The 25574-nt window shown below is 57.3% G+C and carries 21 protein-coding genes and 1 tRNA gene; 11 read left to right on the forward strand and 11 right to left on the reverse strand.

The features are described 5' to 3' along the window. Positions 1-76 precede the first annotated feature (76 nt). Genes IAE48_RS02165 through yejF form a run of 4 tightly spaced genes read left to right on the forward strand, consistent with a single transcriptional unit; the run spans position 77 to position 5610 of the window. Complete coding sequence (locus tag IAE48_RS02165; RefSeq protein ID WP_200133331.1) at positions 77-1885, forward strand: extracellular solute-binding protein; 1809 nt, start codon at positions 77-79, stop codon at positions 1883-1885. Between the two features lie 9 nt (positions 1886-1894). Further along, positions 1895-2995 (forward strand): microcin C ABC transporter permease YejB, encoded by a 1101-nt coding sequence (yejB, locus tag IAE48_RS02170; protein WP_023479694.1) that lies wholly within the window; start codon positions 1895-1897, stop codon positions 2993-2995. Next, positions 2995-4020 (forward strand): microcin C ABC transporter permease, encoded by a 1026-nt coding sequence (locus tag IAE48_RS02175; RefSeq protein ID WP_200133332.1) that lies wholly within the window; start codon positions 2995-2997, stop codon positions 4018-4020. Before yejB ends, IAE48_RS02175 begins: the two co-directional genes overlap by 1 nt. Then, complete coding sequence (gene yejF / locus IAE48_RS02180; protein ID WP_200133333.1) at positions 4021-5610, forward strand: microcin C ABC transporter ATP-binding protein YejF; 1590 nt, start codon at positions 4021-4023, stop codon at positions 5608-5610. A 3-nt stretch (positions 5611-5613) separates the two neighbouring features. On the opposite strand, the gene IAE48_RS02185 is transcribed toward yejF, so the two are convergent. The 3 genes from IAE48_RS02185 to rsuA form a co-directional block, all read right to left on the reverse strand. Next, complete coding sequence (locus IAE48_RS02185; RefSeq protein ID WP_023479706.1) at positions 5614-5958, reverse strand: YejG family protein; 345 nt, start codon at positions 5956-5958, stop codon at positions 5614-5616. 338 nt (positions 5959-6296) lie between these two features. Further along, positions 6297-7490 (reverse strand): Bcr/CflA family multidrug efflux MFS transporter, encoded by a 1194-nt coding sequence (locus tag IAE48_RS02190; RefSeq protein ID WP_094421090.1) that lies wholly within the window; start codon positions 7488-7490, stop codon positions 6297-6299. An 18-nt stretch (positions 7491-7508) separates the two neighbouring features. Continuing rightward, complete coding sequence (gene rsuA / locus IAE48_RS02195) at positions 7509-8216, reverse strand: 16S rRNA pseudouridine(516) synthase RsuA (protein WP_094421092.1); 708 nt, start codon at positions 8214-8216, stop codon at positions 7509-7511. 147 nt (positions 8217-8363) lie between these two features. Here rsuA and IAE48_RS02200 point away from each other — a divergent pair, with 147 nt between their 5' ends. Together IAE48_RS02200 and rplY are read left to right on the forward strand one after the other, a co-directional pair. Further along, positions 8364-10124, forward strand: coding sequence for a DEAD/DEAH box helicase (locus tag IAE48_RS02200; RefSeq protein WP_139965370.1), 1761 nt, complete (start codon positions 8364-8366; stop codon positions 10122-10124). Between the two features lie 124 nt (positions 10125-10248). Next, a complete protein-coding gene (gene rplY, locus IAE48_RS02205; RefSeq protein WP_042713291.1) occupies positions 10249-10533 on the forward strand; it encodes a 50S ribosomal protein L25 in 285 nt (94 codons plus the stop codon). Positions 10534-10584: 51 nt separating this feature from the next. Here the strand turns inward: rplY and yejK are convergent, their stop codons facing one another. Then, entirely contained in the window at positions 10585-11592 is a 1008-nt protein-coding gene (gene yejK, locus IAE48_RS02210) for a nucleoid-associated protein YejK (protein WP_200133334.1), read from the reverse strand. Positions 11593-11725: 133 nt separating this feature from the next. Between yejK and IAE48_RS02215 the strand changes: the two genes are divergently transcribed. The 4 genes from IAE48_RS02215 (at position 11726) to IAE48_RS02230 (ending at position 14722) form a co-directional block, all read left to right on the forward strand. After that, positions 11726-11953, forward strand: a complete 228-nt coding sequence (locus tag IAE48_RS02215; RefSeq protein ID WP_023479697.1) for a YejL family protein — start codon at positions 11726-11728, stop codon at positions 11951-11953. An 18-nt stretch (positions 11954-11971) separates the two neighbouring features. After that, positions 11972-13732, forward strand: coding sequence for an LPS biosynthesis-modulating metalloenzyme YejM (yejM, locus tag IAE48_RS02220; RefSeq protein ID WP_139965252.1), 1761 nt, complete (start codon positions 11972-11974; stop codon positions 13730-13732). Between the two features lie 76 nt (positions 13733-13808). Beyond that, a tRNA-Pro gene (locus IAE48_RS02225) sits at positions 13809-13885 on the forward strand. Between the two features lie 180 nt (positions 13886-14065). Next, the gene (locus IAE48_RS02230) at positions 14066-14722 is read left to right on the forward strand and encodes an epoxyqueuosine reductase QueH (RefSeq protein ID WP_094421191.1); all 657 of its coding nucleotides are present in this window, start codon (positions 14066-14068) and stop codon (positions 14720-14722) included. 39 nt (positions 14723-14761) lie between these two features. Here IAE48_RS02230 and mqo read toward each other — a convergent pair whose 3' ends face one another. Next, a complete protein-coding gene (gene mqo, locus IAE48_RS02235) occupies positions 14762-16417 on the reverse strand; it encodes a malate dehydrogenase (quinone) (RefSeq protein ID WP_200133335.1) in 1656 nt (551 codons plus the stop codon). A gap of 276 nt (positions 16418-16693) precedes the next feature. On the opposite strand from mqo, the gene IAE48_RS02240 reads away from it, so the two are divergent. Then, positions 16694-17929, forward strand: coding sequence for a SulP family inorganic anion transporter (locus IAE48_RS02240; RefSeq protein ID WP_200133336.1), 1236 nt, complete (start codon positions 16694-16696; stop codon positions 17927-17929). Here IAE48_RS02240 and mgtE read toward each other — a convergent pair. The 6 genes from mgtE to IAE48_RS02270 form a co-directional block, all read right to left on the reverse strand. Further along, on the reverse strand, positions 17892-19328 hold the full coding sequence (gene mgtE / locus IAE48_RS02245) for a magnesium transporter (protein ID WP_094421197.1): 1437 nt from the start codon (positions 19326-19328) through the stop codon (positions 17892-17894). The genes IAE48_RS02240 and mgtE overlap by 38 nt on opposite strands. 141 nt (positions 19329-19469) lie before the next feature. Further along, positions 19470-21113, reverse strand: coding sequence for a multidrug ABC transporter permease/ATP-binding protein (locus tag IAE48_RS02250; RefSeq protein ID WP_200133337.1), 1644 nt, complete (start codon positions 21111-21113; stop codon positions 19470-19472). Between the two features lie 67 nt (positions 21114-21180). Beyond that, positions 21181-21837 (reverse strand): DNA oxidative demethylase AlkB, encoded by a 657-nt coding sequence (alkB, locus tag IAE48_RS02255; protein ID WP_200133338.1) that lies wholly within the window; start codon positions 21835-21837, stop codon positions 21181-21183. Then, positions 21837-22898, reverse strand: a complete 1062-nt coding sequence (ada, locus tag IAE48_RS02260) for a bifunctional DNA-binding transcriptional regulator/O6-methylguanine-DNA methyltransferase Ada (protein ID WP_200133339.1) — start codon at positions 22896-22898, stop codon at positions 21837-21839. The genes alkB and ada overlap by 1 nt, the downstream gene beginning before the upstream one ends. A gap of 72 nt (positions 22899-22970) precedes the next feature. Beyond that, entirely contained in the window at positions 22971-24008 is a 1038-nt protein-coding gene (gene apbE, locus IAE48_RS02265; protein WP_200133340.1) for an FAD:protein FMN transferase ApbE, read from the reverse strand. A gap of 107 nt (positions 24009-24115) precedes the next feature. After that, a complete protein-coding gene (locus IAE48_RS02270) occupies positions 24116-25255 on the reverse strand; it encodes a porin OmpC (protein ID WP_200133341.1) in 1140 nt (379 codons plus the stop codon). Positions 25256-25574: the final 319 nt, after the last annotated feature.

Here is a 25574-nt window from a genome sequence, read left to right on the forward strand (position 1 = left end):
ACCGCCGATCCCTCCCCTATTATTCAAGCAGAAAAATTCACGCCTCCGTCGCATTGCGGTAAAAGGGATCCAGCAAATGAAGTGTGCGCGCATTGTTGCTCTGTTACTGGCGTTTATCGCCCTCGCCAGCCAGGCGCAGATCATTAAAGAGAGTGACAGCTTTGCGATTATCGGCGAACCGAAATACGCCGTTAATTTTTCCCATTTTGATTATGTGAATCCCGCTGCGCCGAAAGGCGGTAACGTGACGCTCGCCAATATCGGCACTTTTGATAACTTCAACCGTTTCGCCCTGCGCGGCAACCCGGCGGTGCGCACCGATGCGCTGTACGACGCCCTGTTTACCACCTCCGACGATGAGCCTGGCAGCTACTATCCGCTGATTGCCGAAACCACACGCTACGCTGATGACTTCTCGTGGATGGAGATCTCGCTCAATCCCCGCGCCCGCTTCCATGACGGCTCGCCGATCCGCGCCAGCGATGTCGCCTTCACCTTCCAGAAGTTTATGACTCAGGGGGTGCCGCAGTTTCGCATTGTCTATAAAGGCACGACGGTAAAAGCTATTTCGCCCTTAACCGTGCGCATTGAGCTGGCGAAGCCGGGCAAAGAGGATATGCTCAGCCTGCTGACGCTGCCGGTAATGCCGGAGAAGTTCTGGAAAGATCATAACCTCAGCGAGCCGCTTGCCCGCCCGCCGTTGAGCAGCGGGCCTTATCGCATCAGCAGCTGGCGTATGGGGCAGTATATTGCCTATACCCGCGTGCGCGATTACTGGGCTGCCGACCTGCCGGTCAACCGCGGCCGCTGGAACTTCAACAATATTCGCTATGACTACTATCTCGACGACAACGTCGCCTTTGAAGCCTTTAAAGCTGGATCTTACGATCTGCGCAGCGAAGATAGCCCGAAAAACTGGGCCACGCGCTATATCGGCACCAATTTCGCGCGCGGCTATATCGTCAAAGATGAACAGCCCAACCACTCGGCGCAGGATGCGCGCTGGCTGGCATTTAATACTCAGCGCCCGGTGTTCGCCGACCGGCGGGTACGTGAAGCGGTCTCGCTGGCTTTCGACTTCGAGTGGATGAACAAAGCCCTGTTTTATGGTGCCTACAGCCGGGCGGACAGCTACTTTATCAACACCGAATATGCCGCGCGTAACTACCCGGATGCCGATGAGCTAACCCTGCTGGCACCGTTAAAAGATCAGATCCCGCCTGAAGTCTTTACGCAGATCTACTCCCCGCCCACCTCAAGCGGCGACGGCTACGATCGCCAGAACCTGCTGAAAGCCGATAAGCTGCTGAACGATGCCGGCTGGGTGCTGAAAAACCAGCAGCGGGTGAATGCCAAAACCGGCAAGCCGTTTGTTTTTGAACTGCTGCTCCCCTCAGGTGGGAATGTGCAGTGGGTGCTGCCCTTCCAGCACAATCTCGCTCGTCTCGGCATCACCATGGAGTTGCGCCAGGTTGATAACTCACAGGCGACCAACCGCATGCGCAGCCGCGATTACGACATGATGCCGCGTCTGTGGCGCGCGCAGCCGTGGCCGAGCGGCGACCTGCAAATCTCGTGGGGTTCCGCCTATATCGACTCCTCCTACAATGCGCCGGGGGTAAAAAACCCGGCTATCGACACCCTGCTCGAACAGATTGCCCGCTGGCAGGGGAATAAAGAGAAGCTGTTGCCGCTCGGGCGCGCGCTGGATCGCGTGCTGACGTGGAACTATTACATGCTGCCGATGTGGTATATGGCGGCCGATCGCCTTGCGTACTGGGACAAGTTCTCCATGCCCGGCATTCGCCCCGTCTACTCAATTGGGTTTGATACCTGGTGGTATGACGTAAACAAGGCGGCGAAACTGCCCGCCGCCAGACGTTAAGGAGACGGGATGGGTGCTTATCTCATTCGCCGCTTACTGCTGCTGATCCCCACCCTGTGGGCGATTATTACCATCAACTTTTTTATCGTGCAGATTGCGCCCGGCGGCCCGGTCGATCAGGCGATTGCCGCCATTGAGTTTGGCGATCAGGGGCGGCTGCCCGGCACGGGTGATGGCGGTATGGGTGCAGGCCATGCGCGCACCGGCGTCGGCGATGCGCTGACTAACGATAGCCACTATCGCGGCGGGCGCGGCCTCGACCCGCAGGTGATTGAGGAGATCAAAAAGCGCTACGGCTTCGATAAACCCCTCTCCGAGCGCTACTTCAAAATGCTGTGGGATTATGCGCGCTTCGATTTCGGCGACAGCCTGTTTCGCAGCGCCTCGGTACTGCAACTGATCAAAGAGAGCCTGCCGGTCTCTATCACCCTTGGCCTGTGGGGCACGCTGATTATCTACCTGGTGTCGATTCCGCTTGGGATACGTAAAGCGGTCTACAGCGGCAGCCGGTTTGATATCTGGAGCAGCGCGCTGATTATTGTCGGCTACGCTATTCCGCCGTTTCTGTTCGCCATTTTGCTGATCATCTTCTTCGCCGGTGGCAGCTATTATGACTTCTTCCCATTGCGCGGGCTGGTGTCGACGGATTTCGCCACGCTGCCCTGGTATAAACAGGCCGCTGATTATCTCTGGCACATTACCCTGCCGGTGCTGGCGACGGTGATTGGCGGCTTTGCCGCGCTGACGATGCTCACCAAGAACTCCTTTCTCGATGAGATCCGCAAGCAGTACGTGGTGACGGCGCGCGCCAAAGGGGTGAGCGAACGCAATATCATGCGTAAACATGTCTTTCGCAATGCCATGCTGCTGGTGATCGCCGGATTCCCGGCGACTTTTGTCAGCATGTTCTTTACCGGTTCGCTGATGATCGAGGTGATCTTCTCCCTCAATGGTCTCGGCCTACTGGGCTATGAAGCGACCGTCTCGCGGGATTACCCGGTGATGTTCGGCACGCTCTATATCTTCTCCCTTATCGGCCTGCTGCTGAATATTGTCAGCGATATCACCTATACGCTGGTCGATCCGCGTATCGATTTCGAGGGGCGCTGATGTTCAGACTCAGTTATGTTAACCAGGCGCGCTGGGCGCGTTTTCGCCATAACCGCCGTGGATACTGGTCGTTATGGATCTTTGTCGTGATTTTTGTCCTGAGCCTCTGCTCGGAGCTGATCGCCAACGATAAGCCGCTGCTGGTGCGCTTCCAGGGCGAGTGGTTTGTGCCACTGGTGAAAGAGTACAGCGAGAGAGACTTTGGCGGCCCGTTTGCCACACCCGCAGATTACCAGGATCCGTGGCTGCAAAAACAGCTTAACGAGCACGGCTGGGCGCTGTGGGCGCCGGTGCGTTTCGGCGCGCGCAGCATTAACTACGCCACCACACAGCCCTTCCCCTCTCCGCCATCGGCGCAAAACTGGCTCGGCACCGATGCCAACGGCGGCGATGTGCTGGCGCGCATTCTCTACGGCACGCGCATCTCTTTACTGTTCGGCCTGCTGCTGACGCTCTGCTCCAGCGTCATTGGCATCGTGGTCGGTGCCGTGCAGGGCTACTACGGCGGCAAGATCGATCTCTTCGGCCAGCGCTTTATTGAGGTGTGGTCCGGGCTGCCGACGCTGTTCCTGATTATTTTGCTCTCAAGCGTGATCCAGCCCGGTTTCTGGTGGCTGCTCGGCATTACCGTGCTGTTCGGCTGGATGACGCTGGTAAGCGTGGTGCGCGCCGAGTTTCTGCGCACGCGTAATTTTGACTATATCCGCGCCGCGCAGGCGATGGGCGTCAGCGATGGCGCGATTATGCTGCGCCATATGCTGCCTAATGCGATGGTGGCGACGCTCACCTTCTTCCCCTTTATTCTCAGCGGCTCGGTCAGCACCCTCACCTCCCTCGATTTTCTCGGTTTCGGGCTGCCGCTTGGCTCCCCGTCTCTCGGCGAACTGCTGCTACAGGGCAAAAATAATTTGCAGGCTCCGTGGCTCGGCATCGCGGCGTTCGTCTCAACGGCGCTGCTGCTGTCGGTGCTGATCTTTATCGGCGAAGCGGTGCGCGACGCGTTTGATCCTAATAAGGCGGTGTAAATGGCTTCCCCGTTACTGACTATTGACGCGTTAACCATCGCCTTTCGCCAGCAGGCGACGACCCGCACGGTGGTGGAGGATCTCTCCCTGCGTATTGAAGCGGGCGAAACGCTGGCGCTGGTGGGCGAGTCTGGCTCCGGCAAGAGCGTCAGCGCGCTGTCGATTCTGCGCCTGCTCCCCTCGCCGCCAGTGATCTATCCCTCGGGCGATATTCTGTTTCATGGCGAATCCCTGCTGCATGCCAGCGAGCGCACCCTGCGCGGCGTGCGCGGCAACAAGATTGCCATGATCTTTCAGGAGCCGATGGTCTCCCTCAACCCGCTGCATACGCTGGAGAAACAGCTTTATGAAGTGCTCTCCCTGCACCGGGGAATGCGCCGGGAAGCGGCGCGGGCCGAGATGCTCGACTGCCTCGATCGCGTCGGCATCCGTAATGCGCGCAGCCGCCTCGGCGACTTCCCGCATCAGCTCTCCGGCGGCGAGCGCCAGCGTGTGATGATCGCCATGGCGCTGCTGACGCGCCCCGAGCTGCTGATTGCCGATGAACCGACCACCGCGCTGGATGTCTCCGTGCAGGCGCAGATCCTCACCCTGCTGCGGGAGTTGCGCGACGAGCTTAATATGGGGCTGCTGTTTATCACCCATAACCTGAACATTGTGCGCAAGCTGGCGGATAACGTGGCGGTGATGCAAAACGGCCGCTGCGTGGAGCAGAACCGTGCGCAAGTCCTGTTCAGCGCGCCGAACCACCCCTATACGCAAAAACTGATCAACAGCGAGCCGCACGGCGATCCGGTGCCGCTGCCGCCCGTCGATCAGCCGCTATTGCAGGTGGAGAAACTTGGCGTCAGCTTCCCGGTGCGTAAAGGCATTTTCCGCCGCGTGGTCGCGCAAAATGCGGTGGTGAAAGGGATCTCCTTTACCCTGCGCGCCGGTGAAACGCTGGGGCTGGTGGGTGAATCCGGCTCGGGAAAAAGCACCACTGGCCTTGCGCTGCTGCGGCTGGTTAACGCCGAAGGCACGATTCTTTTCGACGGCAAACCGCTGCATAAGTGGAGCCGCAAGCAGATGCTGCCGGTGCGCCACCGGATTCAGGTGGTGTTTCAGGATCCTAATTCGGCGCTGAATCCGCGCCTCAATGTGCAGCAGATTATCGAAGAGGGGTTACGCGTGCATCAGCCTGAGCTGTCGCGCGAAGCCCGCGAGCAGCGGGTAATCGAGGTGATGCAGGAAGTGGGGCTGGATGCGCAGACGCGCCAGCGTTATCCGGCGGAGTTTTCCGGCGGCCAGCGCCAGCGTATCGCCATTGCCCGCGCGCTGATTATGAAGCCGGAGCTGATTATTCTGGATGAGCCAACCTCATCGCTGGACCGCACCGTGCAGGCGCAGATCCTCGCGCTCCTGAAGTCGCTTCAGCAGACGCACCGGCTGGCCTATATCTTTATCAGTCACGATCTGCATCTGGTGCGCACCCTCTGCCACCAGGTGATTGTGCTCAAGCAGGGTGAAGTGGTGGAACAGGGCGAGTGTCGGCGGGTGTTTGACGAACCTCAGCAGGCGTATACACGCCAGCTGCTGTCGCTGAGCTGAGGTTCAGAACGGGTTGTAGTTGGAGAAGGGTTCCGCGATGGCAACGCCAAAGTTTTTCAGGCGGCAGGTCGCGGCAAACTCATCCTGGCTGTGAACGAAAAGGCATGGCTCGCCTTCGCACTCAACCACCGAGCAGTCGACTTCGATATCACTGAGCGCCTGGCTGAGTTTATGCATCACCGGCCAGGCGTTATCGCCGTCCGGGCTGAGCAATTTTAATGCCACCAGCGCGTCGTCAGCCGCATGTCCATTTTGCGGAATCGGTTCAACTTTGGCACCTGCAAAACCTTCTCGCCAGCGATAGCACTGGGGCAAACGGTGGATGATTGAGAGCTGTAATGTATTCACTTTCTTTCCCCAGAAGCACTTTCACTTCACAAATATTTCACATCTAGATTAACACACTATTCACATTTCATCCTGCCAGCGGCAGAGAAAAGGTTGCACCCCGCGTAGTGTGTGGGTTTGCCGCGCTTTTATCAGCATGTTATGAACGCGTCGGCAGGCCAACTTTTCGGCTATATGTACCCGTTTATGAGATCTAACTCAACCTTTTTCACTACAAAGATGTGACTTTTTACACGAGAGGATTTTACATAAAAGAAACAAAAAGCCCAAAAAGAGAACGGCTTTTGCTTGATATGCATCAATGGAGGGAGCGGGTTACGCTCCCCGTTGAGATAGGTTTATGCCGCTTTTTTGGTGCGGCTGGCATAGAGATAGAAGAGAACCGAGCAGGTGGCGCAGAAGGTCATCGACCAGATCATCGGCCAGGCGGTGTTGAAGGTGGCCAGTGACAGCAGCGCGCCGACAATCGCTCCGATACCGAAACGGAAGGTGCCCGCCAGCGACGAAGCGGTGCCAGCCATGTGCGGGAATTCGTCGAGGATCACCGCCATCGCGTTCGATGCTACCAGCGTGACGCAGCCGACAAAAGCCGCCACCCCCACCACCAACGCCCAGAAGCCAACACCGAGCAGCGCGGTCACCACCATCCATAACGCCATCACAAACTGGATCCACAACCCGCTGCGGAACATATTCAGCGCGCCAACCCGGCGCACAAAGCGGCCGTTGATAATGGTCAGGATGAACAGGAAGACGATATTGAGCGCAAAGTAGTAGCCAAAGTCTTGCGGCGAGACGTGGTTGATTTCGATATAGACAAACGGCCCGGCGCTGAGGAAGGAGAACATCCCGGCAAAGCTGAAGCCGCTGGCGAGCATATAGCTGAGCACGCGTTTGTGGCGAAATAGCGAGGCAAAGTTGCCAAGGGTGGTGCGGAAATGGAACTTATGCCGCTTCTCTACCGGCAGCGTTTCACGGATGAAAAAGGCGATCATGCCTGATGCCAGCAGCGCCGCCAGCGCGAGGATCCAGAAGATGGCGTGCCAGTTGAACCATATCAGCACCGCGCCGCCAATCATCGGCGCCAGCAGCGGCGCGATGGTGGTCACCAGCATGACAAAGGACATCATGCGGGAGAACTCTTCGCGCGGGTAGATATCACGCATCAGGGCGTTAATCACCACGCTGGCTGCCGCGGCGGCGAGGCCGTGCAAAAAGCGCATAAAGATAAGCTGCTCGATACTCTGCGCCAGCGCGCAGGCCACCGCCGCGACGGCGAACACCAGCGTACCGCCGAGGATCACCGGCTTGCGCCCGATGCTGTCTGCCATCGGGCCATAGAAGAGCTGGCCGATGGCAAAGCCGAGAATGTAGCTGCTCAGGGTCATCTGCGCGCTGCCGGCCGGTACGCCGAACTGCCCGGCAATTACTGGCAAGGCGGGCAGATACATATCAATCGACAACGGCATCAGCATGGCCAACAGGCCAAGGATAAAGACAATACTCAGTGATGAGTGTGGCCTGCTGGTCACGGCAGCAATCTCCTGAAGTTAGCGGGTGAGCATGCCAACGCTGGCAATTTCATCCTCGGTAAGCGCGCGGTACTCACCCGGCGCCAGGTCGTCATCCAGACGGATGCCACCAATGCGTTCGCGATGCAGGCCGACCACGTGGTTACCCACGGCGGCAAACATGCGCTTCACCTGATGATAGCGCCCTTCGCTAATGGTAAGGCGCACCTGCGTCGGCGTAATCACCTCCAGCACGGCGGGTTTGGTGAGATCTTTTTCATTATGCAGCTGAACACCGTGGGCAAATTGCTCGGCGGTGTCTTCTGCAACCGGCGACTCCAGCGTCACCAGGTAGGTCTTTTCGCAGTGATGGCGCGGCGAGGTAATGCGGTGCGACCACTGGCCATCATCGGTCATCAGCACCAGACCGGTGGTGTCGATATCGAGACGCCCGGCGGCGTGAAGCTTATGCGCGACCGGCTCGTCGAGGAAGTAGAGCACCGTCGGGTGATCGGGATCTTCGGTAGAACAGACGTACCCTTCCGGTTTATGCAGCATAAAGTAGCGCGGGCCGGTCTGCTGAACGAGGGTGTTACCGTTGTACTCAACCTCGTGTTCCGGTTGCAGTTTAAAGGCGGCATCGCGAACGATCTCGCCATTGACCGTAACACGGCTGCCGCGGATTTCGCGCCCGGAAATGGCGCGGCTGACGCCAAGCTGCTGAGCGATAAACTTATCAAGTCGCATGAAATTTTCTGGCCTGTATGGTGCTGAATGGGGGCAATGCGCCCACAAAAGAGATGAACAGCCTGAAGTATAACGAGCATCATAAACCGCTTAAAGCAAAGTTTCGTGGCATACTGTCTGCCGTCAATCTGTAACGCCGTTGAGACAATGACTTTTACGCTACGCCCCTACCAACGCGAAGCGGTGGATGCCACCCTCGCCCATTTTCGTCAACACGCCGAACCCGCAGTGATTGTGCTGCCGACCGGCGCCGGAAAAAGCCTGGTAATTGCCGAGCTGGCGCGGCTGGCGCGCGGTCGCGTGCTGGTACTGGCACATGTGAAAGAGCTGGTTGCGCAGAACCACGCCAAATATATCGCCCTTGGGCTGGACGCAGATATTTTCGCCGCCGGGCTGAAGCGCAAGCAGAGCCACGGCAAAGTGGTGTTCGGCAGCGTGCAGTCGGTGGCGCGCAACCTTGATCAGTTCCAGGGTGAGTTCTCCCTGCTGGTGGTGGATGAGTGCCATCGCATCAGCGATGACGACGACAGCCAGTATCAGCAAATTCTTTCCCATCTGAAGGAGGTGAATCCGCGCATTCGCCTGCTCGGCCTGACGGCAACCCCCTTCCGTCTTGGCAAAGGGTGGATTTACCGCTTTCACTATCACGGCATGGTACGCGGAGATGAAAAAGCGCTGTTCCGCGACTGTATTTATGAACTGCCGCTGCGCTATATGATTAAACACGGTTATCTGACGCCGCCGGAGCGGCTGGATATGCCGGTGGTGCAGTACGATTTCAGCCGCTTACAGACGCAGAGCAATGGCCTGTTCAGCGAAGCGGAGCTGAACCGCGAACTGAAGAAGCAGAAGCGCATTACGCCGCACATTGTCAGCCAGATTGTTGAGTTTGCGCAGACGCGCAAAGGGGCGATGATTTTTGCCGCCACGGTGGAGCACGCCCGCGAGATCACCGGCCTGCTGCCCGCGGACGACGCAGCGCTGATCACCGGCGAAACGCCCGGCCCGCAGCGTGACGCCTTAATTGAAGCTTTCAAACAACAGCAGTTCCGCTTTCTGGTCAACGTCGCAGTGCTGACCACCGGCTTTGATGCCCCGCATGTCGATCTGATTGCCATTTTGCGCCCGACGGAATCCGTCAGCCTCTATCAGCAAATTGTCGGTCGCGGCCTGCGCCTGGCACCGGGGAAAACCGACTGCCTGATTCTGGATTACGCCGGTAACCCGCACGACCTCTACGCCCCGGAGATTGGCGCGCCGAAAGGCAAAAGCGATAACGTGCCGGTGCAGGTCTTCTGCCCGGGCTGCGGCTTTGCCAATACCTTCTGGGGGAAAACCACTGCTGACGGCACGCTGATTGAGCACTTTGGCCGCCGCTGCCAGGGCTGGTTTGAAGATGATGAAGGGCATCGCGAGCAGTGCGATTACCGTTTCCGCTTTAAAAACTGTCCGCACTGCAACGCGGAGAATGATATCGCCGCCCGCCGCTGCCGCAGCTGCGATGCGATTCTCGTCGACCCGGACGATATGCTGAAAGCCGCGCTGAAGCTGAAAGATGCGCTGGTGCTGCGCTGTAGTGGCATGACATTGCAGCACGGCGCGGATGAGAAAGGCGAATGGCTGAAAATCACCTATTACGATGAAGATGGCGCCGATGTCAGCGAGCGCTTTCGCCTGCAGACCCCGGCGCAGCGCACCGCCTTTGAGCAGCTCTTTATGCGTCCGCATACGCGCACGCCCGGCGTGCCGTTACGCTGGATTGTGGCGGCGGATATCGTTGCCCAGCAGGCGCTGCTGCGCCACCCCGATTTTGTCGTCGCACGTATGAAAGGGCAGTACTGGCAGGTGCGGGAAAAAGTGTTTGATTACGAAGGTCGCTTTCGCCGGGCGCATGAATTGCGCGGCTAAGCGCACTTTTGATTGCTGTATCAATCATTAGGGGATAGAATACCGCCCGCTTTTGCATCCGCAAAGCCGATCATCTGCCTGTTGCTGGGTCGCCTGTAACAGGATTTATTTAAGAGAGATTCAAATGTTTACTATTAACGCAGAAGTACGTAATGAGCAGGGTAAGGGTGCGAGCCGCCGCCTGCGCACCGCGAACAAGTTCCCGGCTATCGTCTACGGTGGAACTGAAGCGCCGGTTGCTATCGAACTGGATCACGACAAAGTGTGGAACATGCAGACTAAGCCTGGCTTCTACAGCGAAGTTCTGACCCTGGCTCTCGATGGCAAAGAAGTTAAAGTTAAGATTCAGGCTGTTCAGCGTCACCCGTTCAAGCCGAAACTGACTCACATCGACTTCGTTCGCGCGTAATCGCTGACATGTTGAAGAAAAAACCCCGCTCCGGCGGGGTTTTTTTATGGCCTATTTTCCGCCGTTCAGCCGACGCTGCAACTGATCGCGCAGGTTTGGTGGCGTGCCTTTAATGGTCAGCGTGTCGGTAGCCGGATCCCAGAAGATACGCTCGCCAAGCAGCAGCGCATCAAAATTGATGGTCAACCCGCCGCCGCTGCCGGCATATTTGGTCAACTGGCGCAGGGTGCTGCGATCCGCCGGGAAGCTCTCTTCCAGCTCGTAGCCCTGGCCTGCGGTAAACTCTTCAAAGCTCACTTCGCTTACGCCCGCCAGCTCTTTTGAGAGCGACGCCAGCTCAATCTCCTCGCCCGCCTGCAACTGCTCGTTACAGTAGGTGTAGACCTGCTGACGCACAGTTTGACGCTCGGATTTATCAAGCTCTGCCTGGGCGGTAAAATCATCGACCGCTTGCAACAGCCCGCGGTTCTGCGCTTTCGCGTTCAGCCCTTCGCTGGCACCGAGGAAATCCATAAAGAAGTCCGCGACTTTGCGCCCTACCCGCCCTTTCAGGAAGGTGAGATAACGCGTTGACTCCGGGTTAGTTTCCCACTCGGTTAAGTCGACGCGCGCAACGATATCGGCGTGATTGATATCAAGATAATGGGTCGAGCTGATATCGAGGTTTTCATTGACGCGCATGCTGCTTAAGTTGTTCAGCACCGCCACCAACAGATACTCCACCGCCAGATAGCGGTAGTGGCAAAACAGCACAATACCGCCGTCGGCAAAGGGGTATTTCGCCAGTTCATCACGTAAGCGCCCGGTTGCCGCGCGGCTGAAGGCCAGAAACTCCTCTTCGCCCTGACGTTGCAGACGCAGCGCCTGTGCCAGCTCGCTCTCTTCATTAAACAGGCCATAGGCTTTACTTTTTGCGCTATAGACCCGGTGCAGTTCCGCTACCATCTCTTCGACGGGCGGGGTGGGTTCGAGCAAAGAATCGCGCAGCACCAGCTCAAGGGTTTGCTCATCGCGCTTGATAAGCTGGTGCAGGGCAATCTGGTTGATGTCCAGACTCATGATAAACTCTCCTTTTTGACCGGCGGTATTCAACCACCACCAACGCCGCGGTGCAACTGCTGATAAAAAAGCAGAAAAAAAGCTCTTCCTACGGTAAGATGTTGCCCTTTCATGAACAGACTGATTTCGATTTATGCCACAAATCTCCCGCTACAGTGATGAACACGTTGAACAACTGCTCAGTGAGCTGGCCAACGTACTGGAAAAACACAAAGCACCGGCCGACCTCTCTTTGATGGTGCTGGGCAATATGGTGACCAACCTGATTAACAGCAGCGTCGCCCCCGCGCAGCGTCAGGCCATCGCGACATCGTTCGCAAAGGCACTGCAATCGTCCATTGGCGACGACAAAGCGCACTAAGGGAAATCACAACAGTTTATGGTGACTAATCGTCAACGCTACCGTGAAAAAGTCTCCCAGATGGTGAGCTGGGGGCACTGGTTCGCGCTGTTCAACATTTTGTTGTCCATCGTGCTCGGTAGCCGTTACCTGTTTGTTGCCGACTGGCCGACCACGCTTTCCGGGCGTATTTACTCCTGGCTGAGCCTGGTGGGCCACTTCAGCTTTGTGGTGTTTGCCACCTATCTGCTGATCCTCTTCCCGCTGACCTTTATTGTGATGTCGCAGCGGCTGATGCGCGTGCTCTCGGCGATCCTCGCCACCGCAGGCATGACGTTGCTGCTTATCGACAGCGAAGTCTTTACCCGTTTTCACCTGCACCTCAATCCGGTGGTCTGGGAGCTGGTCATTAACCCCGATCAGAACGAGATGGCCCGCGACTGGCAGCTGATGTTTATCAGCGTGCCGGTCATTTTGCTGATTGAGATGCTGTTTGCGACCTGGAGCTGGCAGAAGCTGCGCAGCCTCACGCGCCGCCGCCACTTCGCCAAACCGGTGGCCGCCCTCTTTTTCGTCTCCTTTATTGCCACCCATGTGATGTACATCTGGGCGGACGCCAATTTCTATCGCCCGATCACCATGCAGCGCGCCAACCTGCCGCTCTCTTACCCGATGACCGCGCGCCGCTTCCTTGAAAAACATGGTCTGCTGGATGCGCAGGATTACCAGCGTCGCCTGGTGGAGCAAGGCAATCCGGAAGCGGTATCGGTGCAGTATCCGTTAAGCGAGCTGCGCTATCTCGATATGGGCTCCGGGCAGAATGTGCTGCTGATTACCGTCGATGGGCTGAACTACGCCCGTTACGAAAAACAGATGCCGCAGCTGGCGAGTTTTGCCGGGCAGAACGTTAACTTTACCCAGCATATGAGCGCCGGGAATAACGCCGATAATGGCTACTTCGGCCTCTTCTACGGCATTTCGCCAAGCTATATGGATGGCGTGATGTCAGCACGTATTCCGGCAGCACTCATCACCGCGCTGAATCAGCAGGGCTACCAGCTTGGCCTCTTCTCATCCGACGGCTTCAGCAGCCCGCTCTATCGCCAGGCGCTGCTGTCAGATTTCTCGCTGCCGCCGGCGAAAAGCCAGAGTGATGCACAGACGGCCGATCAGTGGATCAACTGGCTCTCCCATGACGCACAGGAAGATACCCGCTGGTTCTCATGGGTCTCCTTAAACGGTACCGCCGCGCTTGATACCGATACGCCGGGCTTTGCCCGCAAGTATCCCCGTGCTGCCGCCGATGTCGATGCGCAGATTGCCCGCGTGCTGGATGCGCTGCGCGCCTCCGGAAAAATGGACAACACGGTAGTGGTTATCACCGCCGGTCGCGGCATCCCGGCAGATCAACAGGACACGACCTTCGACTGGTCGCGCAGCCGCCTGCATGTGCCGCTGGTCGTACACTGGCCGGGCACGCCCGCGCAGCGTATTACCAGGCTGACGGATCATCAGGATGTGATGACCACCCTGATGCAGCGTCTGCTGCATGTCAGCACGCCGGCTAATGAGTATTCGCAGGGTCAAGATCTCTTTACCGCCACGCGCCGACACAACTGGGTCACCGCCGCTAACAGCAATACGTTGGCGATTACCACGCCGCAGATGACGCTGGTGCTCGATCAGAACGGCAACTATAAGTCCTGGGATGCGCAGGGCGAGAAGATCCGCGATCAGAAACCGCAGCTCAGTTTACTGCTGCAGGTGCTGACCGATGAAAAACGGTTTATCGCTAACTGATTGATTATTTATGAATCACTCAGCCTGCCCTGTACTTGCAATCAGGCAAGAAACGGGTAGTATTAGCGCCACATGTCGGCACGTAGCGCAGCCTGGTAGCGCACTGTCATGGGGTGTCAGGGGTCGGAGGTTCAAATCCTCTCGTGCCGACCAAAATTCCCCGCCGTGTTGCCTGATCCTTTTCGGCAAGACGAAGAAAAACAGCAAGTTACTTTAACTTGCTGTTTTTTTTTGCCCGTCAAAAACCCTTTTATTCCGGCAAACGGGTAAGCAATTCGTAATCAGGATGTTAACATAGAGACAAATTCATGCCTGTTATGATGAGTGAAACCTATGTCCGACTTAAACCGTCCCCAACTCCAGCTGCCCAACGGTGCCGATAAACTGCTGCTCCACTCCTGCTGTGCCCCCTGCTCGGGTGAAGTGATGGAGGCGATCCAGGCTTCCGGTATCGACTACACCATCTTCTTCTATAACCCGAACATCCATCCGCAAAAAGAGTATGAACTGCGCAAAGAGGAGAATATCCGCTTTGCTGAGAAGCACGGCGTGCCCTTTGTCGATGCGGATTACGATACCGACAACTGGTTCGAGCGGGCAAAAGGGATGGAGTGGGAGCCTGAGCGCGGCGTGCGCTGCACAATGTGTTTTGATATGCGCTTTGAGCGCACGGCGCTCTATGCCCATGAGCACGGCTTCAAAGCCATCAGCAGTTCGCTGGGCATTTCCCGCTGGAAAAACATGCAGCAAATCAATGACTGCGGCCAGCGCGCGGCGGGGCACTACCCGGAAATGGTTTACTGGGATTACAACTGGCGCAAACAAGGCGGCTCGGCAAGGATGATTGAGATCAGCAAACGGGAGCGCTTCTACCAGCAGGAGTACTGCGGCTGCGTCTACTCCCTGCGCGACAGCAACCTGCACCGTAAATCCCAGGGCCGACCGCTGATTAAAATCGGCAAGCTCTATTACGGTGATGAGCAGGAATAGAGATGAAAAATCCCGGCCATCTGACCGGGATTGTTTGCATTACAGTGCGATATCTGCAACCTGCCCATCGTCGTGATGCGGTTGCGTCACCGGCTTCTGCACCGGCGGCGTAATATCCGCCACCATCGATTCATCGCACTTCAGGCCGAGAATTTCACTGGTGTAGCGCAGCTCGGCGTCAGCGGCTTCGATATTGCCATTCAGCTCAGTGCCGAAGGAGGGAATAATCTCCCGCAGCTTGGTTTGCCAGGCCTCTGAGGCGAAGCGCTCGGTAAACACCTTCTCCATCAGCTCGAGCATGATCGGTGCTGCGGTTGAGGCACCCGGCGACGCGCCAAGCAGCGCGGCAATGGTGCCCTCTTTGTCGCTGACCACTTCGGTGCCCAGACGCAGCACCCCGCCTTTCCCGGCTTCGCGTTTGATAATCTGCACCCGCTGCCCTGCCTGCCACAAGCGCCAGTCCTCTTTTTGCGCCAGCGGATAGTATTCACGCAGCGCATCAAAGCGGTCATCCTCATTTTGCAGCACCTGGTTTACCAGGTATTTCACCAGGCTGAAGTTGGTCATTCCGACCGTCAGCATCGGCAAAATATTGGAAGAGTTGGTTGAGCGCAGCAGATCCCACAGCGATCCGTTTTTCAAAAAACGCGTCGAGAAGGTGGCGAACGGCCCGAAGAGCAGCACGCGTTTGCCATCAATAATGCGCGTATCGATATGCGGCACCGACATTGGCGGCGCGCCAACGGTCGCCTGACCGTAGACTTTTGCCAGGTGGTGATTCACCACCGCCGGATCTTCCGCCACCAGGAACTGGCCGCCGACCGGGAAACCGGCGTAATCGGCCGCTTCCGGAATGCCGGATTGCTGTAACAGCTTCAGCGCTGCGCCACCGGCACCGATAAAGATAAATTTCGCTTTGATCACCTGCTCAGCGCCGCTGTTCAGGTTATGCAACGTCACGCTCCAGCTCTGGTCAGCGTTGCGCTTTAAGCCGCGCACCTCGGTCGCCAGTTGCAGAGCGAAGTTCGCCTTCTTCTGCAGCGAGCCGATCATCTGGCGCGTCAGCTCGCCAAAGTTAACATCGGTGCCGATCTCCGTGCGGGTCGCGGCAATTTTTTGCGTGGCATCGCGCCCTTCCATCACCAGCGGTGCCCACTGTTTGATCTGCTCAGGGTCTTCGGAGTAGCGCATGCCGCGAAACAGGGAGCACTGCTGCAACGCTTTATAGCGCGCGCGCAGGAAGTTGACGTTGTCGTCGCCCCAGACGAGGCTCATATGCGGCACGGTATTGATAAAGGAGCGCGGGTCGCGCAGCACACCGCTTTTTACCTGGTGCGCCCAGAACTGGCGAGAGATGCGAAACGCTTCGTTGATCTCAATCGCTTTTTTGATGCTGACAGAGCCGTCCGCGCTGCGGGGGGTGTAGTTGAGTTCCATCAGGGCGGCATGCCCGGTACCGGCGTTGTTCCAGCCGTTTGAACTCTCTTGCGCCAGGGCGTCGAGACGCTCCACCATCGTAATTGACCAGTCCGGTTCAAGATCCGAAAGCCAGGTTCCCAACGTGGCACTCATGATCCCACCACCGATTAAAAGCACATCTGTTTCCTGCTCTTTCGATGCGGACGCGTCTGCTGCTTTTGAGACAGCATTAAGCCCGACAGCCATCGAAAACAGCCTGGCAGTCATTCTTTTCATGATGATATTGCCTTACTTTTAGTGCTGCTTTATTCGCATTTATAGAGGGTTAAGTCGTTAGCTCGTCTAACGTAGCACTTAAAAGTCGAGATTTAAATAATGTTTAAACATTAAATAATAATTATATAAATGTTACTAATAAGTTGCTTTTATGCATTAGTTTTGACACTAATCGTTGCCCGCCTGGCGCCTGAATCTGCTATTATCCTGCGCTTTGCCAAACGCATGGATGCCGTTTGCCTCTGCTTCTATGGCACTCTCCACTTGCGGAACGTTATGACCGACAAAACACTCCTCCCCTCTTCTTCGGTAAGCGCCGTACTGCGCTCGCCGAAGCTGTTTACACGTGAAATTTTAGCCGGTGTGATCACTGCGCTGGCGCTGATCCCGGAAGTAATCTCCTTTTCAGTAATTGCTGGCGTTGATCCGAAAGTGAGCCTGATCGCCTCGGTGGTGCTCTGCTTCGCGATGTCCATTCTCGGCGGTCGCCCGGCGATGGTAACGGCGGCTGCCGGTTCAGTCGCACTGGTTATCGGTCCGATGGTCAACCAGAACGGCGTGGAATACATTTTGCCTGCGGTATTACTGGCGGGCGTGATCCAGATTATCTTCGGCCTGACCGGCATGGCGCGCCTGATGCGCTTTATTCCCCATGCGGTGATGACCGGGTTTGTTAACGCCCTCGGCATCCTGATCTTCTTCGCCCAGGTGCCCCACTTCTGGAGCAAAAACCCGCTTATTCTGGCGCTCTTCGCCCTGACGCTGCTGATTGTGCTGTGGCTGCCGCGCTGGCTGAAAAGTGTGCCTGCGCCGCTGGTCGCCATTGTCGTGCTGACCGCCTATACCATCTTTAGTGGTCAGGTGTTACCCACCGTGGGCGATGAAGGCCCGATGCAGGGCGGCCTGCCGGGGCTGACCGAATGGCTGGTGCCGTTTGATTTGCATACGCTGAGCATTATCTGGCCTTGCGCACTGAGCATCGCTTTTGTCGGGCTGATGGAGTCGCTGCTGACCGCCAAACTGGTCGACGATTTAACCCATACGCCGTCGAACAAAGGGCGTGAAAGTACCGGGCTTGGCATCGCCAATATCCTCGCCGGTTTTTACGGCGGCATTGCCGGCTGCGCGATGATTGGTCAAACCATCGTGAACGTTGAGATGGGCAAAGGCCGCACGCGCCTCTCAACCGTTGCCGCCGCGCTGGTGTTGCTGCTGCTGGTCACGGCGTTAAGCGAGGTGATGGCGAAAATCCCGATGGTAGTGCTGGCCGGGATCATGGCGATTGTCGCCTTCAAGACCTTTAACTGGGGAAGCCTCAAGCCAGGCACCCTGAAGCAGGCGCCTTTCGTTGAGAGCGTGGTGATGGTGATAACGGTGATTGCCACCGTCAGCACCGGCAACCTGGCAATTGGCGTGGTTGCCGGCGTGGTGACGCTGGCGATAACGCCTGCGAAGTGGCGGGAAAAGTCGCTGTTTACAGCAAAAACAGCGTCGCCAGACCAAGAAAAATAAAGAAGCCGCCGGTGTCGGTAATGGCGGTGATCATCACGCTGGAGCCGACCGCCGGGTCGCGCCCCAGCCGGATCATCAGCATCGGGATCAGCACACCCATTAATGCCGCCATCAGCAGGTTAAGCACCATCGCCAGCATCATCACGCCGCCCAGCGCCGGGTCGCCATACAGCCACCAGGTGATGCAGCCCATCAGGCCGCCCCACACCACGCCGTTAATTAATGCCACCCCCATTTCGCGCAGAATAAGAAACGAGAAGTTGCCCGGCTGAATGTTTTGCAGCGCCAGCGCGCGCACAATCATGGTGATGGTCTGATTACCTGTGTTACCGCCAATACCGGCGACAATCGGCATCAACGAGGCCAGCGCCACCAGCTGCGAGATGGTGTGTTCAAAACCATCAATCACCCGCGAGGCGATAAAGGCGGTGCAGAGGTTAAGCGCCAGCCACGCCCAGCGTGACTTTACCGCTTTGGTGACGGGGGCGAAGACATCCTCTTCGGTACTCAGGCCGCCCATCTGACGCATATCGTTATCGGTCTCTTCATAGACCACGTCGAGGATCTCATCGACGGTCAGCCGCCCCATCAGAATGCCGTTCTCATCCACCACCGCTGCGCTGAGCAGATTGTCACGCTCAAAGGTGCGCGCGACACGCTCCGCCTCCTCTTCCGGCAGGAAGGTGACGGGATCGCTCTCCATCACCTCGCCCACTTCACGATCGGTAGCGTTCAGCAGCAGAGTTTGCAGCGTCAGCTCGCCAACCAGCCGGTTGTCGCGATCGACCACAAACAGCTTGTCGGTGTTCTCCGGCATCTTTCCCAGACGGCGCAGGTAGCGCTGAACGGCGGCCAGCGTCACCTCCGCGCGGATGGTGATCACCTCAAACTCCATGATCGCGCCGACACAGTTTTTGCCATAGCGCATCACCTGGCGCACCCGCGCGCGCTCTTTCGGCGGTAGCGTTGCCATCATGCGCCCGGTCAGGTTGCGCGGAAGATGCTGCACCAGGTAGATCTGCTCATCGATATTGAGGGTTTCCAGCGCATCCAGCAGCGCACGGTCGCTCATCTCATCAATCAGATCGTCCCAGACATTTTCCGAGGCTTCGAGCAGCACTTTGCCGCGCTTGTCATCTTCAATCACCCGCCACAGCGCATGGCGTTCAACCACCGGCAGCGCTTCGAGGGTATCGGCCAGATCCGGCGGCGGCAGGTGCGCGGCGAGGGCGCGCACTTCAAGCAGGTGTTGATCGAGCACTTCACTGTTCACCTGCTCTACCAGCGTGATTTCGCCTAACAGCGTGGCGGTCAGAGCTTTATGGGTAGTGAGCAACCATATAAGGCGCGCGCGCTCTTCTTCGCGCAGTTTGACACTGTTCTTTTTGATAACCGGCATGACAATCCTGAATCGAAAGCGCCCTCTCATCCGGGCGGAATAGCCTTAAGCATAGCGCCAGGTGCTAAAAAAAGGCTCAACGGTGCGGTTGTTTGGGTAAAAAAACGGCAACGCTCCCCGGTTCAGCAGGGAGCGTTGTTGTTATGCGGTGCGGGAAACGGCGTCGCGGGAGGCGAGCTGACGCTCTTCACCTTCCAGCTCGCTTAAGTGGCCATTGCGCATCTCCAGCAGGCGATCGGCGTGGATAAAGTAGTGATCGTCATGGCTGATAGCGAAGATGGTTTTGCCCATCTGCTGCATCAGCGGCAACAGCACCTGGTAGAAGTCGCGCCTGAAGTGCGGATCCTGATCTGCCGCCCACTCATCCAGCAGCAGAATATCGCGCTCTTCCGCCAGCGCCAGCAGCAGCGCGACGCGCTTCTTCTGCCCTTTTGAGAGCTTCAGGTTGAGGATTTTACCGTTCTCCAGTTCCAGCTTGTGCGACATCTTTAACTGCTCCAGCCACTTCGCCACCAGCGCCGGATCGGCCTGCTGCCCTTCTGGGCCAAGCAGTTCATCAAACAGCCAGACATCGGTAAACACCGCCGAGAAGAGCTTGCGGTAATCTTCCGGCTTATCCTGCGCCATCGGTTTGCCATCCAGCAGGATTTCGCCGGAGAGCGGCTGATAGAGGCCGGTTAGCAGCATCGCCAGCGTCGATTTCCCGCTGCCGTTACCGCCAATCAGAAACACCAGTTCGCCGCGCTTGAGGGTCATATTGATCGGCCCGATGGCAAAGTCATTATCCTGATATTTAAAGGTGACATTGCGCAGCTCAAGGGTTTGCCAGCCGGGGAAGGCCTGCGGGCGCGGAAACTCCGGGCGATAAGGTGCCAGCGCGAACTGCTTGAGTTTGCGAAACGCCACCTGAGCGGTGAGTAGCGTTGGCAGCGCGCCAACAGCAGAGAGCAACGGTGTGCGCAGAAAGAGCAGCGTCAATGAGTAGGTCGCCGCGACATTAGTATTCGCCCAGCCCAGCCCGTTCGCCATCCAGAACACCAGACCAATCGCGCCCAACATCATAATGTTCGACCAGTTCACTGCGCTCAGGTGGAAGGTATCGGCGCGGATAATATGGTGGCGGTATTCGCGCGCATCCGGCAGGTACATCTTTTCAAACACGTGCTCGGCGCGCTCGCGGTTAAGCGTAAGCTCTTTACGCCCCTCAAGCACCGTCTGGAAATCGGTATACAGCTTATCTTCCGTCTCGCGCAGGGTCGCCATATGTCTATAGACGCGCGACACCAGCATAAACCCGCCCCAGATGGTCAGCGCCATCCAGATCACGGTGATCAGCAACATCTTGCCGGAGAGCATGGCGAGATAGAGGCAGGAGCCAACGGTGAGGATAATCCCCTGCACCAGTTCCGGCAGGCGCACAAAGGCGATGGTGATATTACGCACATCGCTGGTCAGCCCGGCCAGCAGCGAGGCGCTGCCCAGCTGTTCGATGCGCTCGATCGGCGTATCCAGCAGACGCTTGATAAATTCGCTACGCAGGCGGTAGACAAAGTGGTGGCCCAGTGTCGTCAACGCCAGCTGCGAGCCGAGGGTGACGGCCATTAACAGCAGCAGCAGGCCGAGGAACTCCGGCAGCACGGCAACAGAGAGATCGACAGATTCAATCAGGCGCTGGTTAATAAAGGCAATCAGCCCGATGCCCATTGCCGCGCTGGCAAGCGACAGCGCCAGTACCGCCACAAACGGCCAGCGATACTGCCGCCAGACAAGAAGGAGAAGTTCCATAAGCGTATCCGGTCAATAAAAACAGCCAGCAGTTTAAACGGCTACCTGTTTTCATCAAGAATAATTCTTATTTTTGTTCGCTATTGCCAGCCTGGCGAAAAGTAAGGTTATAGCGACATTCGCCGGTCAGCGGATGGTAGCCCGGCTTCAGCGGCGCGATACCGTGATAAAAGAGGCGCGACTCCCCGCCCCACACCACCACATCGCCATGCTCCAGCAGCAGACGCTGGAGCGGATCGCTGCGCTTCAGCCCGCCGAACTGGAAAACCGCTGGCAGGCCAAGCGAAACGGAGACAATCGGCGCTCGCAGATCCGGCTCATCTTTATCCTGATGTAGCGAGAGTTTGGCTCCCGGCGCATAGCGATTGATAAGGCAGGCATCCGGGCGGAAATCGGGGTAGCCAGCGGCGGCGCTTGCCGCGTTGCAGAGCGTCACAAAGGCCTGCGGCATGGCGGGCCACGGGCGCTGCGTCTGCGGATCGGCGGCATCGTAGAGATAGCCGCGCTTGTCCGTTGTCCAGCCAAGCTGCCCACAGTTGGTCATGGCAACGGACATGGTGTAACCGCCGGGTGTTACCATATGGCGCAGCGGCGAAACGCTGACCACATCGGCGATACCGCGCATCAGCGCCTCGCTGTGCGCCAGGGCAAAGCGGCGCAACACCACGGCACCCGGTGCCAGTGGCTCCTGCCACGGTTGTTCATCGGCAAACAGATCGAGCATCAGGTCTCCTGTTGATTAGCTTCGCGCGCCAGCAGCTGCGCTTTGCGATCGGCGCCCCAGCGGTAGCCGGAGAGCGCCCCGCTCTGGCGCACCACGCGATGGCAGGGAACGATAACCGCCAGCTTATTCGCCGCGCAGGCGCTGGCGACGGCTCTGACCGCGCCGGGCTTGCCAATACTCTGCGCCAGCGCCTGGTAACTGACCCTCTCCCCTGCCGGGATCTGGCGCAGCGCTTGCCACACCTGCAGCTGAAACGCGGTGCCGCGTAAATCGAGCGGCAAGGTAAAGGGCGAATCGGGTCTCTCTACATGCGCAATCACCTGCTGCACGCGCGCAGTAAATTGCGGATCATCTTCTGCCTGGTGAGCATGCGGAAACAGGTTGCTGAGCTGCGCCAGTAATGCGTCATCACTCTGTGCCAGCAGTACGGCACAGATCCCGCGTTCACTCTCCGCCACCAGGCAGCGGCCGAGCGTACAGTCCGTTAGCGTAAACCAGACCGGGCAGGACGCGCCGCCGCGGCGAAAGGCGCGGGCAGTCATACCAAGCGCCGCATCCGCGTTTCGATAGTAGCTGCTGCTGTCCGGGAACCCGGCCGCCAGCACCGCATCGGTAATGGTCTCGCTGTTCGCCAGCGTTTCGCGTAAGCGCCGGGCGCGAAACGCCTGCTGCCACGCTTTCGGCGTCACGCCGGTCACCGCTTTAAACAGTCGGTGAAAGTGATAAGGGCTGATGGCAACCGCCGCGGCAAGCTCGGCCAGCGTCACGGGTTGATCCTGCTCCAGCAAACGGCACGCGGCGGCGACCTTCTCCAGCCGCTGCTGCTGCGGATGCGTTTTATCCGGCTGGCAGCGTTTGCAGGGACGAAACCCCGCCTCCAGCGCACTGGCGACATCTTTATAGAAGCGTATATTCTGGCGCAGGGCGCGCCGCGCTGTGCAGGAGGGGCGGCAAAAGATCGCCGTGGTCAGCACAGCAAAGACAAACTGACCGTCGGCGTTCGGGTCGCGCGCCAGCACCGCCTGCCAGCATTGATCATCGGTTAACATCGCATTGTTCATCGCAGGCTCCTTATCTAAGCTTAGCCTTACTGTGGCGGTTAGCGCGCGCGCAAAAACCTGCAATCTTGCGCTTTAATTTTTATCCTTCACCAGGAAGGCGGAGAACTGCGGCGACATCCAGGTCGTGAAGCCATCCCCCTCCTTCATGATCATCATCACCGCCAGCCCTTCGCGCGTCACTACCTCTTTTGCCCGCTCAGGGCCGAGCACCATCAGGCCGGTGTCCCAGGCATCCGCTTCCAGCGCGGTTGGCGAGATCACCGTCACCGACACCAGCTTATGATTGATTGGCCGCCCGCTGCGCGGATCGATAACGTGAGAGATGCGTTTACCGTCCAGTTCATAGTAGTTGCGATAGCTGCCGGAGGTGCTGATGCCGTGACCATTAATATCGACCACCGCCTCGACGGCATTTTCACGATCCGTTGGCTTCTGTACCGCCACACGCCACGGCAGCCCTTTAACATTCATCCCGCGGCTGACCAGGGCGCCTCCGACGGAGACCAGATAGCGGCCAATCCCCTCGCGCTCCATTAAGTGCGACAGATGATCGGCGGCGTAACCTTCGCCAACTGTCGAGAGATCGACATACAGATCGGGCAGATCTTTTTGCAGGAACTGTTCACCGGCGCGGTTGATTACCGTGAGATGTTGCAGCCCGGTACGCGCTTTTGCCGCGTCGATCTGCGCCTGCGTTGGCGTGTTGATCGGCTGCTGGTCGGGGCCAAAACCCCACAAATTCACCAGCGGTCCAACGGTAATATCCATCACGCCATCGGTTTTTTTACCGACGCGCAGCGAGGTGGTGACAATATCCGCCATCGCTTCGCTGACCGGCCACGGCGCGGTGCTGGTGCTGCGGTTAAAGCGCATCAGCGCTGAATCTTTTTTCCAGGTCGACATCAGCCAGTCGTCGCCATCAAGCTGCGCCTGGATTTTCTTTTGTAGTGCTGTCGCCTGCTGCGGCGTGATATCCACCATGCTGACGCGCCAGGAGGTGCCCATGGTTTTACCTTCGAGCACCGTGGGTGTGGGCTGGCTTGCCGTGTCGCAGCCGGCTAACAGAAAAAGTGCCGCCATCAGCGCGGCACGAAGAGAAGCGATCGCCATAGTTGTTATCTCCTTGCTGGCGCAAGCGTACACGAAAAAGGGATTTGCCCGAAACAGGCAATAAAAAAGGGGCCTTGCGGCCCCTTTTAATACGCGTTGTTGCAGACTTAGAACTGGTAGACCAGGCCCAGGCCAACAATGTCGTCGGTCGCAATACCGGCCGCGCGGGTAAAGGTGTTGTCGTCCAGCAGGTTGATTTTGTAATCAACATAGGTGGACATGTTTTTGTTGAAGTAGTAAGTCGCGCCAACATCAACATATTTCACCAGATCCTGGTCGCCGAAGTTAGCAGTACCGGTGTTGTTGGTGATGTCCTTACCTTTGGACTGCAGGTAAGCGATGGACGGACGCAGACCGAAGTCGAACTGGTACTGTGCAACCACTTCGAAGTTCTGCGCTTTGTTAGCAAAACCGAAAGCAGAGCTTGGGGTACGGCCGTTAGAGGTACCGAAACGGGTCGCGTTGTAAGTCTGAGAGTACTGCGCTGCCAGGTAGATATTGTTGGCATCGTATTTCAGGCCGCCGCTGTAAACTTCAGCGCGGTCGCCGTCACCGTACAGGTTCGCATTGATGCTGTTCTGATCGGCAGTACGTTTAGAGGAGGACATCGCGCCGCCAACGCTGAAGCCTTCGCCCAGATCGTAGGTCAGGGATGCGCCGTAGCCGTCGCCATTCTGGTTCAGCAGGCTGCGACCATTAGTGTTTTCACCGCTGACGCTGCCATTTTTACCCTGGTACTGCAGAGCAAAGTTCAGGCCATCAACCAGACCGAAGAAGTCGGTGTTACGGTAGGTTGCTACGCCGTTAGCACGGGACTGCATGAAGTTATCCGCGCCATAGGTGTCGCCGCCGAATTCCGGCAGAACGTCGGTCCAGGAGGTCACGTCATAGATGATGCCGTAGTTACGACCGTAGTCGAAAGAACCGGTGTCAGCAACGCGGATACCTGCGAAGGCCAGACGGGTCCATGCCTGATCGCTTGCACCCTCTTCTTTGTTCGCCTGGATGTTGTATTCCCACTGACCGTAGCCGGTTACCTGATCGTTAACCTGAGTTTCGCCCTTGAAGCCAAAACGCACATAGGTCTTATCGCCATCAGAACCGTTGTCGTCAGAAAAATAGTGCAGGCCGTCTACTTTACCGTAGAGATCTAATTTGTTGCCGTCTTTATTATAAACTTCAGCCGCATTAGCTGCGCCCGCTACCAGCAGAGCCGGTACCAGGAGGGACAGAACTTTAACTTTCATTTTATTAACCCTCTGTTATATGCATTTTTATTGCCACTGCATGCTGATTAACCCTCAAATCAGCTGGCGATTCATTGTGCGCAAAAATCAAAAATAATCCAACAGGAATATGATACGAAAACTTTGAAGATGTTTCATACCTAAAGCTAAATGTTTCCAATTGTAATTTTGCAGGAACTTTTTGAAAGCACTAAAAGCTAATAAATAAGAAAAAAGGCGGATCAAATACAGTTCTTTACTTATAAAAACAGCAACTTACTAAAATATAAAATGAGAGCACTGAATGCCAAACCGAAAGCAGAATTGGTGTCTAAAATAA

The sequence above is a fragment of the Kosakonia sp. S57 genome, assembly GCF_016516575.1.
Lineage (GTDB): Bacteria > Pseudomonadota > Gammaproteobacteria > Enterobacterales > Enterobacteriaceae > Kosakonia > Kosakonia cowanii.

Bases quoted from the DNA above. Each gene is read 5' to 3' on its own strand.
- IAE48_RS02165 (WP_200133331.1), top strand. From the start codon at position 77: ATGAAGTGTGCGCGCATTGTTGCTCTGTTACTGGCGTTTATCGCCCTC.
- yejB (WP_023479694.1), top strand. From the start codon at position 1,895: ATGGGTGCTTATCTCATTCGCCGCTTACTGCTGCTGATCCCCACCCTG.
- IAE48_RS02175 (WP_200133332.1), top strand. From the start codon at position 2,995: ATGTTCAGACTCAGTTATGTTAACCAGGCGCGCTGGGCGCGTTTTCGC.
- yejF (WP_200133333.1), top strand. From the start codon at position 4,021: ATGGCTTCCCCGTTACTGACTATTGACGCGTTAACCATCGCCTTTCGC.
- rsuA (WP_094421092.1), bottom strand. From the start codon at position 8,216: ATGCGACTTGATAAGTTTATCGCTCAGCAGCTTGGCGTCAGCCGCGCC.
- IAE48_RS02200 (WP_139965370.1), top strand. From the start codon at position 8,364: ATGACTTTTACGCTACGCCCCTACCAACGCGAAGCGGTGGATGCCACC.
- rplY (WP_042713291.1), top strand. From the start codon at position 10,249: ATGTTTACTATTAACGCAGAAGTACGTAATGAGCAGGGTAAGGGTGCG.
- yejK (WP_200133334.1), bottom strand. From the start codon at position 11,592: ATGAGTCTGGACATCAACCAGATTGCCCTGCACCAGCTTATCAAGCGC.
- IAE48_RS02215 (WP_023479697.1), top strand. From the start codon at position 11,726: ATGCCACAAATCTCCCGCTACAGTGATGAACACGTTGAACAACTGCTC.
- yejM (WP_139965252.1), top strand. From the start codon at position 11,972: ATGGTGACTAATCGTCAACGCTACCGTGAAAAAGTCTCCCAGATGGTG.
- IAE48_RS02230 (WP_094421191.1), top strand. From the start codon at position 14,066: ATGTCCGACTTAAACCGTCCCCAACTCCAGCTGCCCAACGGTGCCGAT.
- mqo (WP_200133335.1), bottom strand. From the start codon at position 16,417: ATGAAAAGAATGACTGCCAGGCTGTTTTCGATGGCTGTCGGGCTTAAT.
- IAE48_RS02240 (WP_200133336.1), top strand. From the start codon at position 16,694: ATGACCGACAAAACACTCCTCCCCTCTTCTTCGGTAAGCGCCGTACTG.
- mgtE (WP_094421197.1), bottom strand. From the start codon at position 19,328: ATGCCGGTTATCAAAAAGAACAGTGTCAAACTGCGCGAAGAAGAGCGC.
- IAE48_RS02250 (WP_200133337.1), bottom strand. From the start codon at position 21,113: ATGGAACTTCTCCTTCTTGTCTGGCGGCAGTATCGCTGGCCGTTTGTG.
- alkB (WP_200133338.1), bottom strand. From the start codon at position 21,837: ATGCTCGATCTGTTTGCCGATGAACAACCGTGGCAGGAGCCACTGGCA.
- ada (WP_200133339.1), bottom strand. From the start codon at position 22,898: ATGAACAATGCGATGTTAACCGATGATCAATGCTGGCAGGCGGTGCTG.
- apbE (WP_200133340.1), bottom strand. From the start codon at position 24,008: ATGGCGATCGCTTCTCTTCGTGCCGCGCTGATGGCGGCACTTTTTCTG.
- IAE48_RS02270 (WP_200133341.1), bottom strand. From the start codon at position 25,255: ATGAAAGTTAAAGTTCTGTCCCTCCTGGTACCGGCTCTGCTGGTAGCG.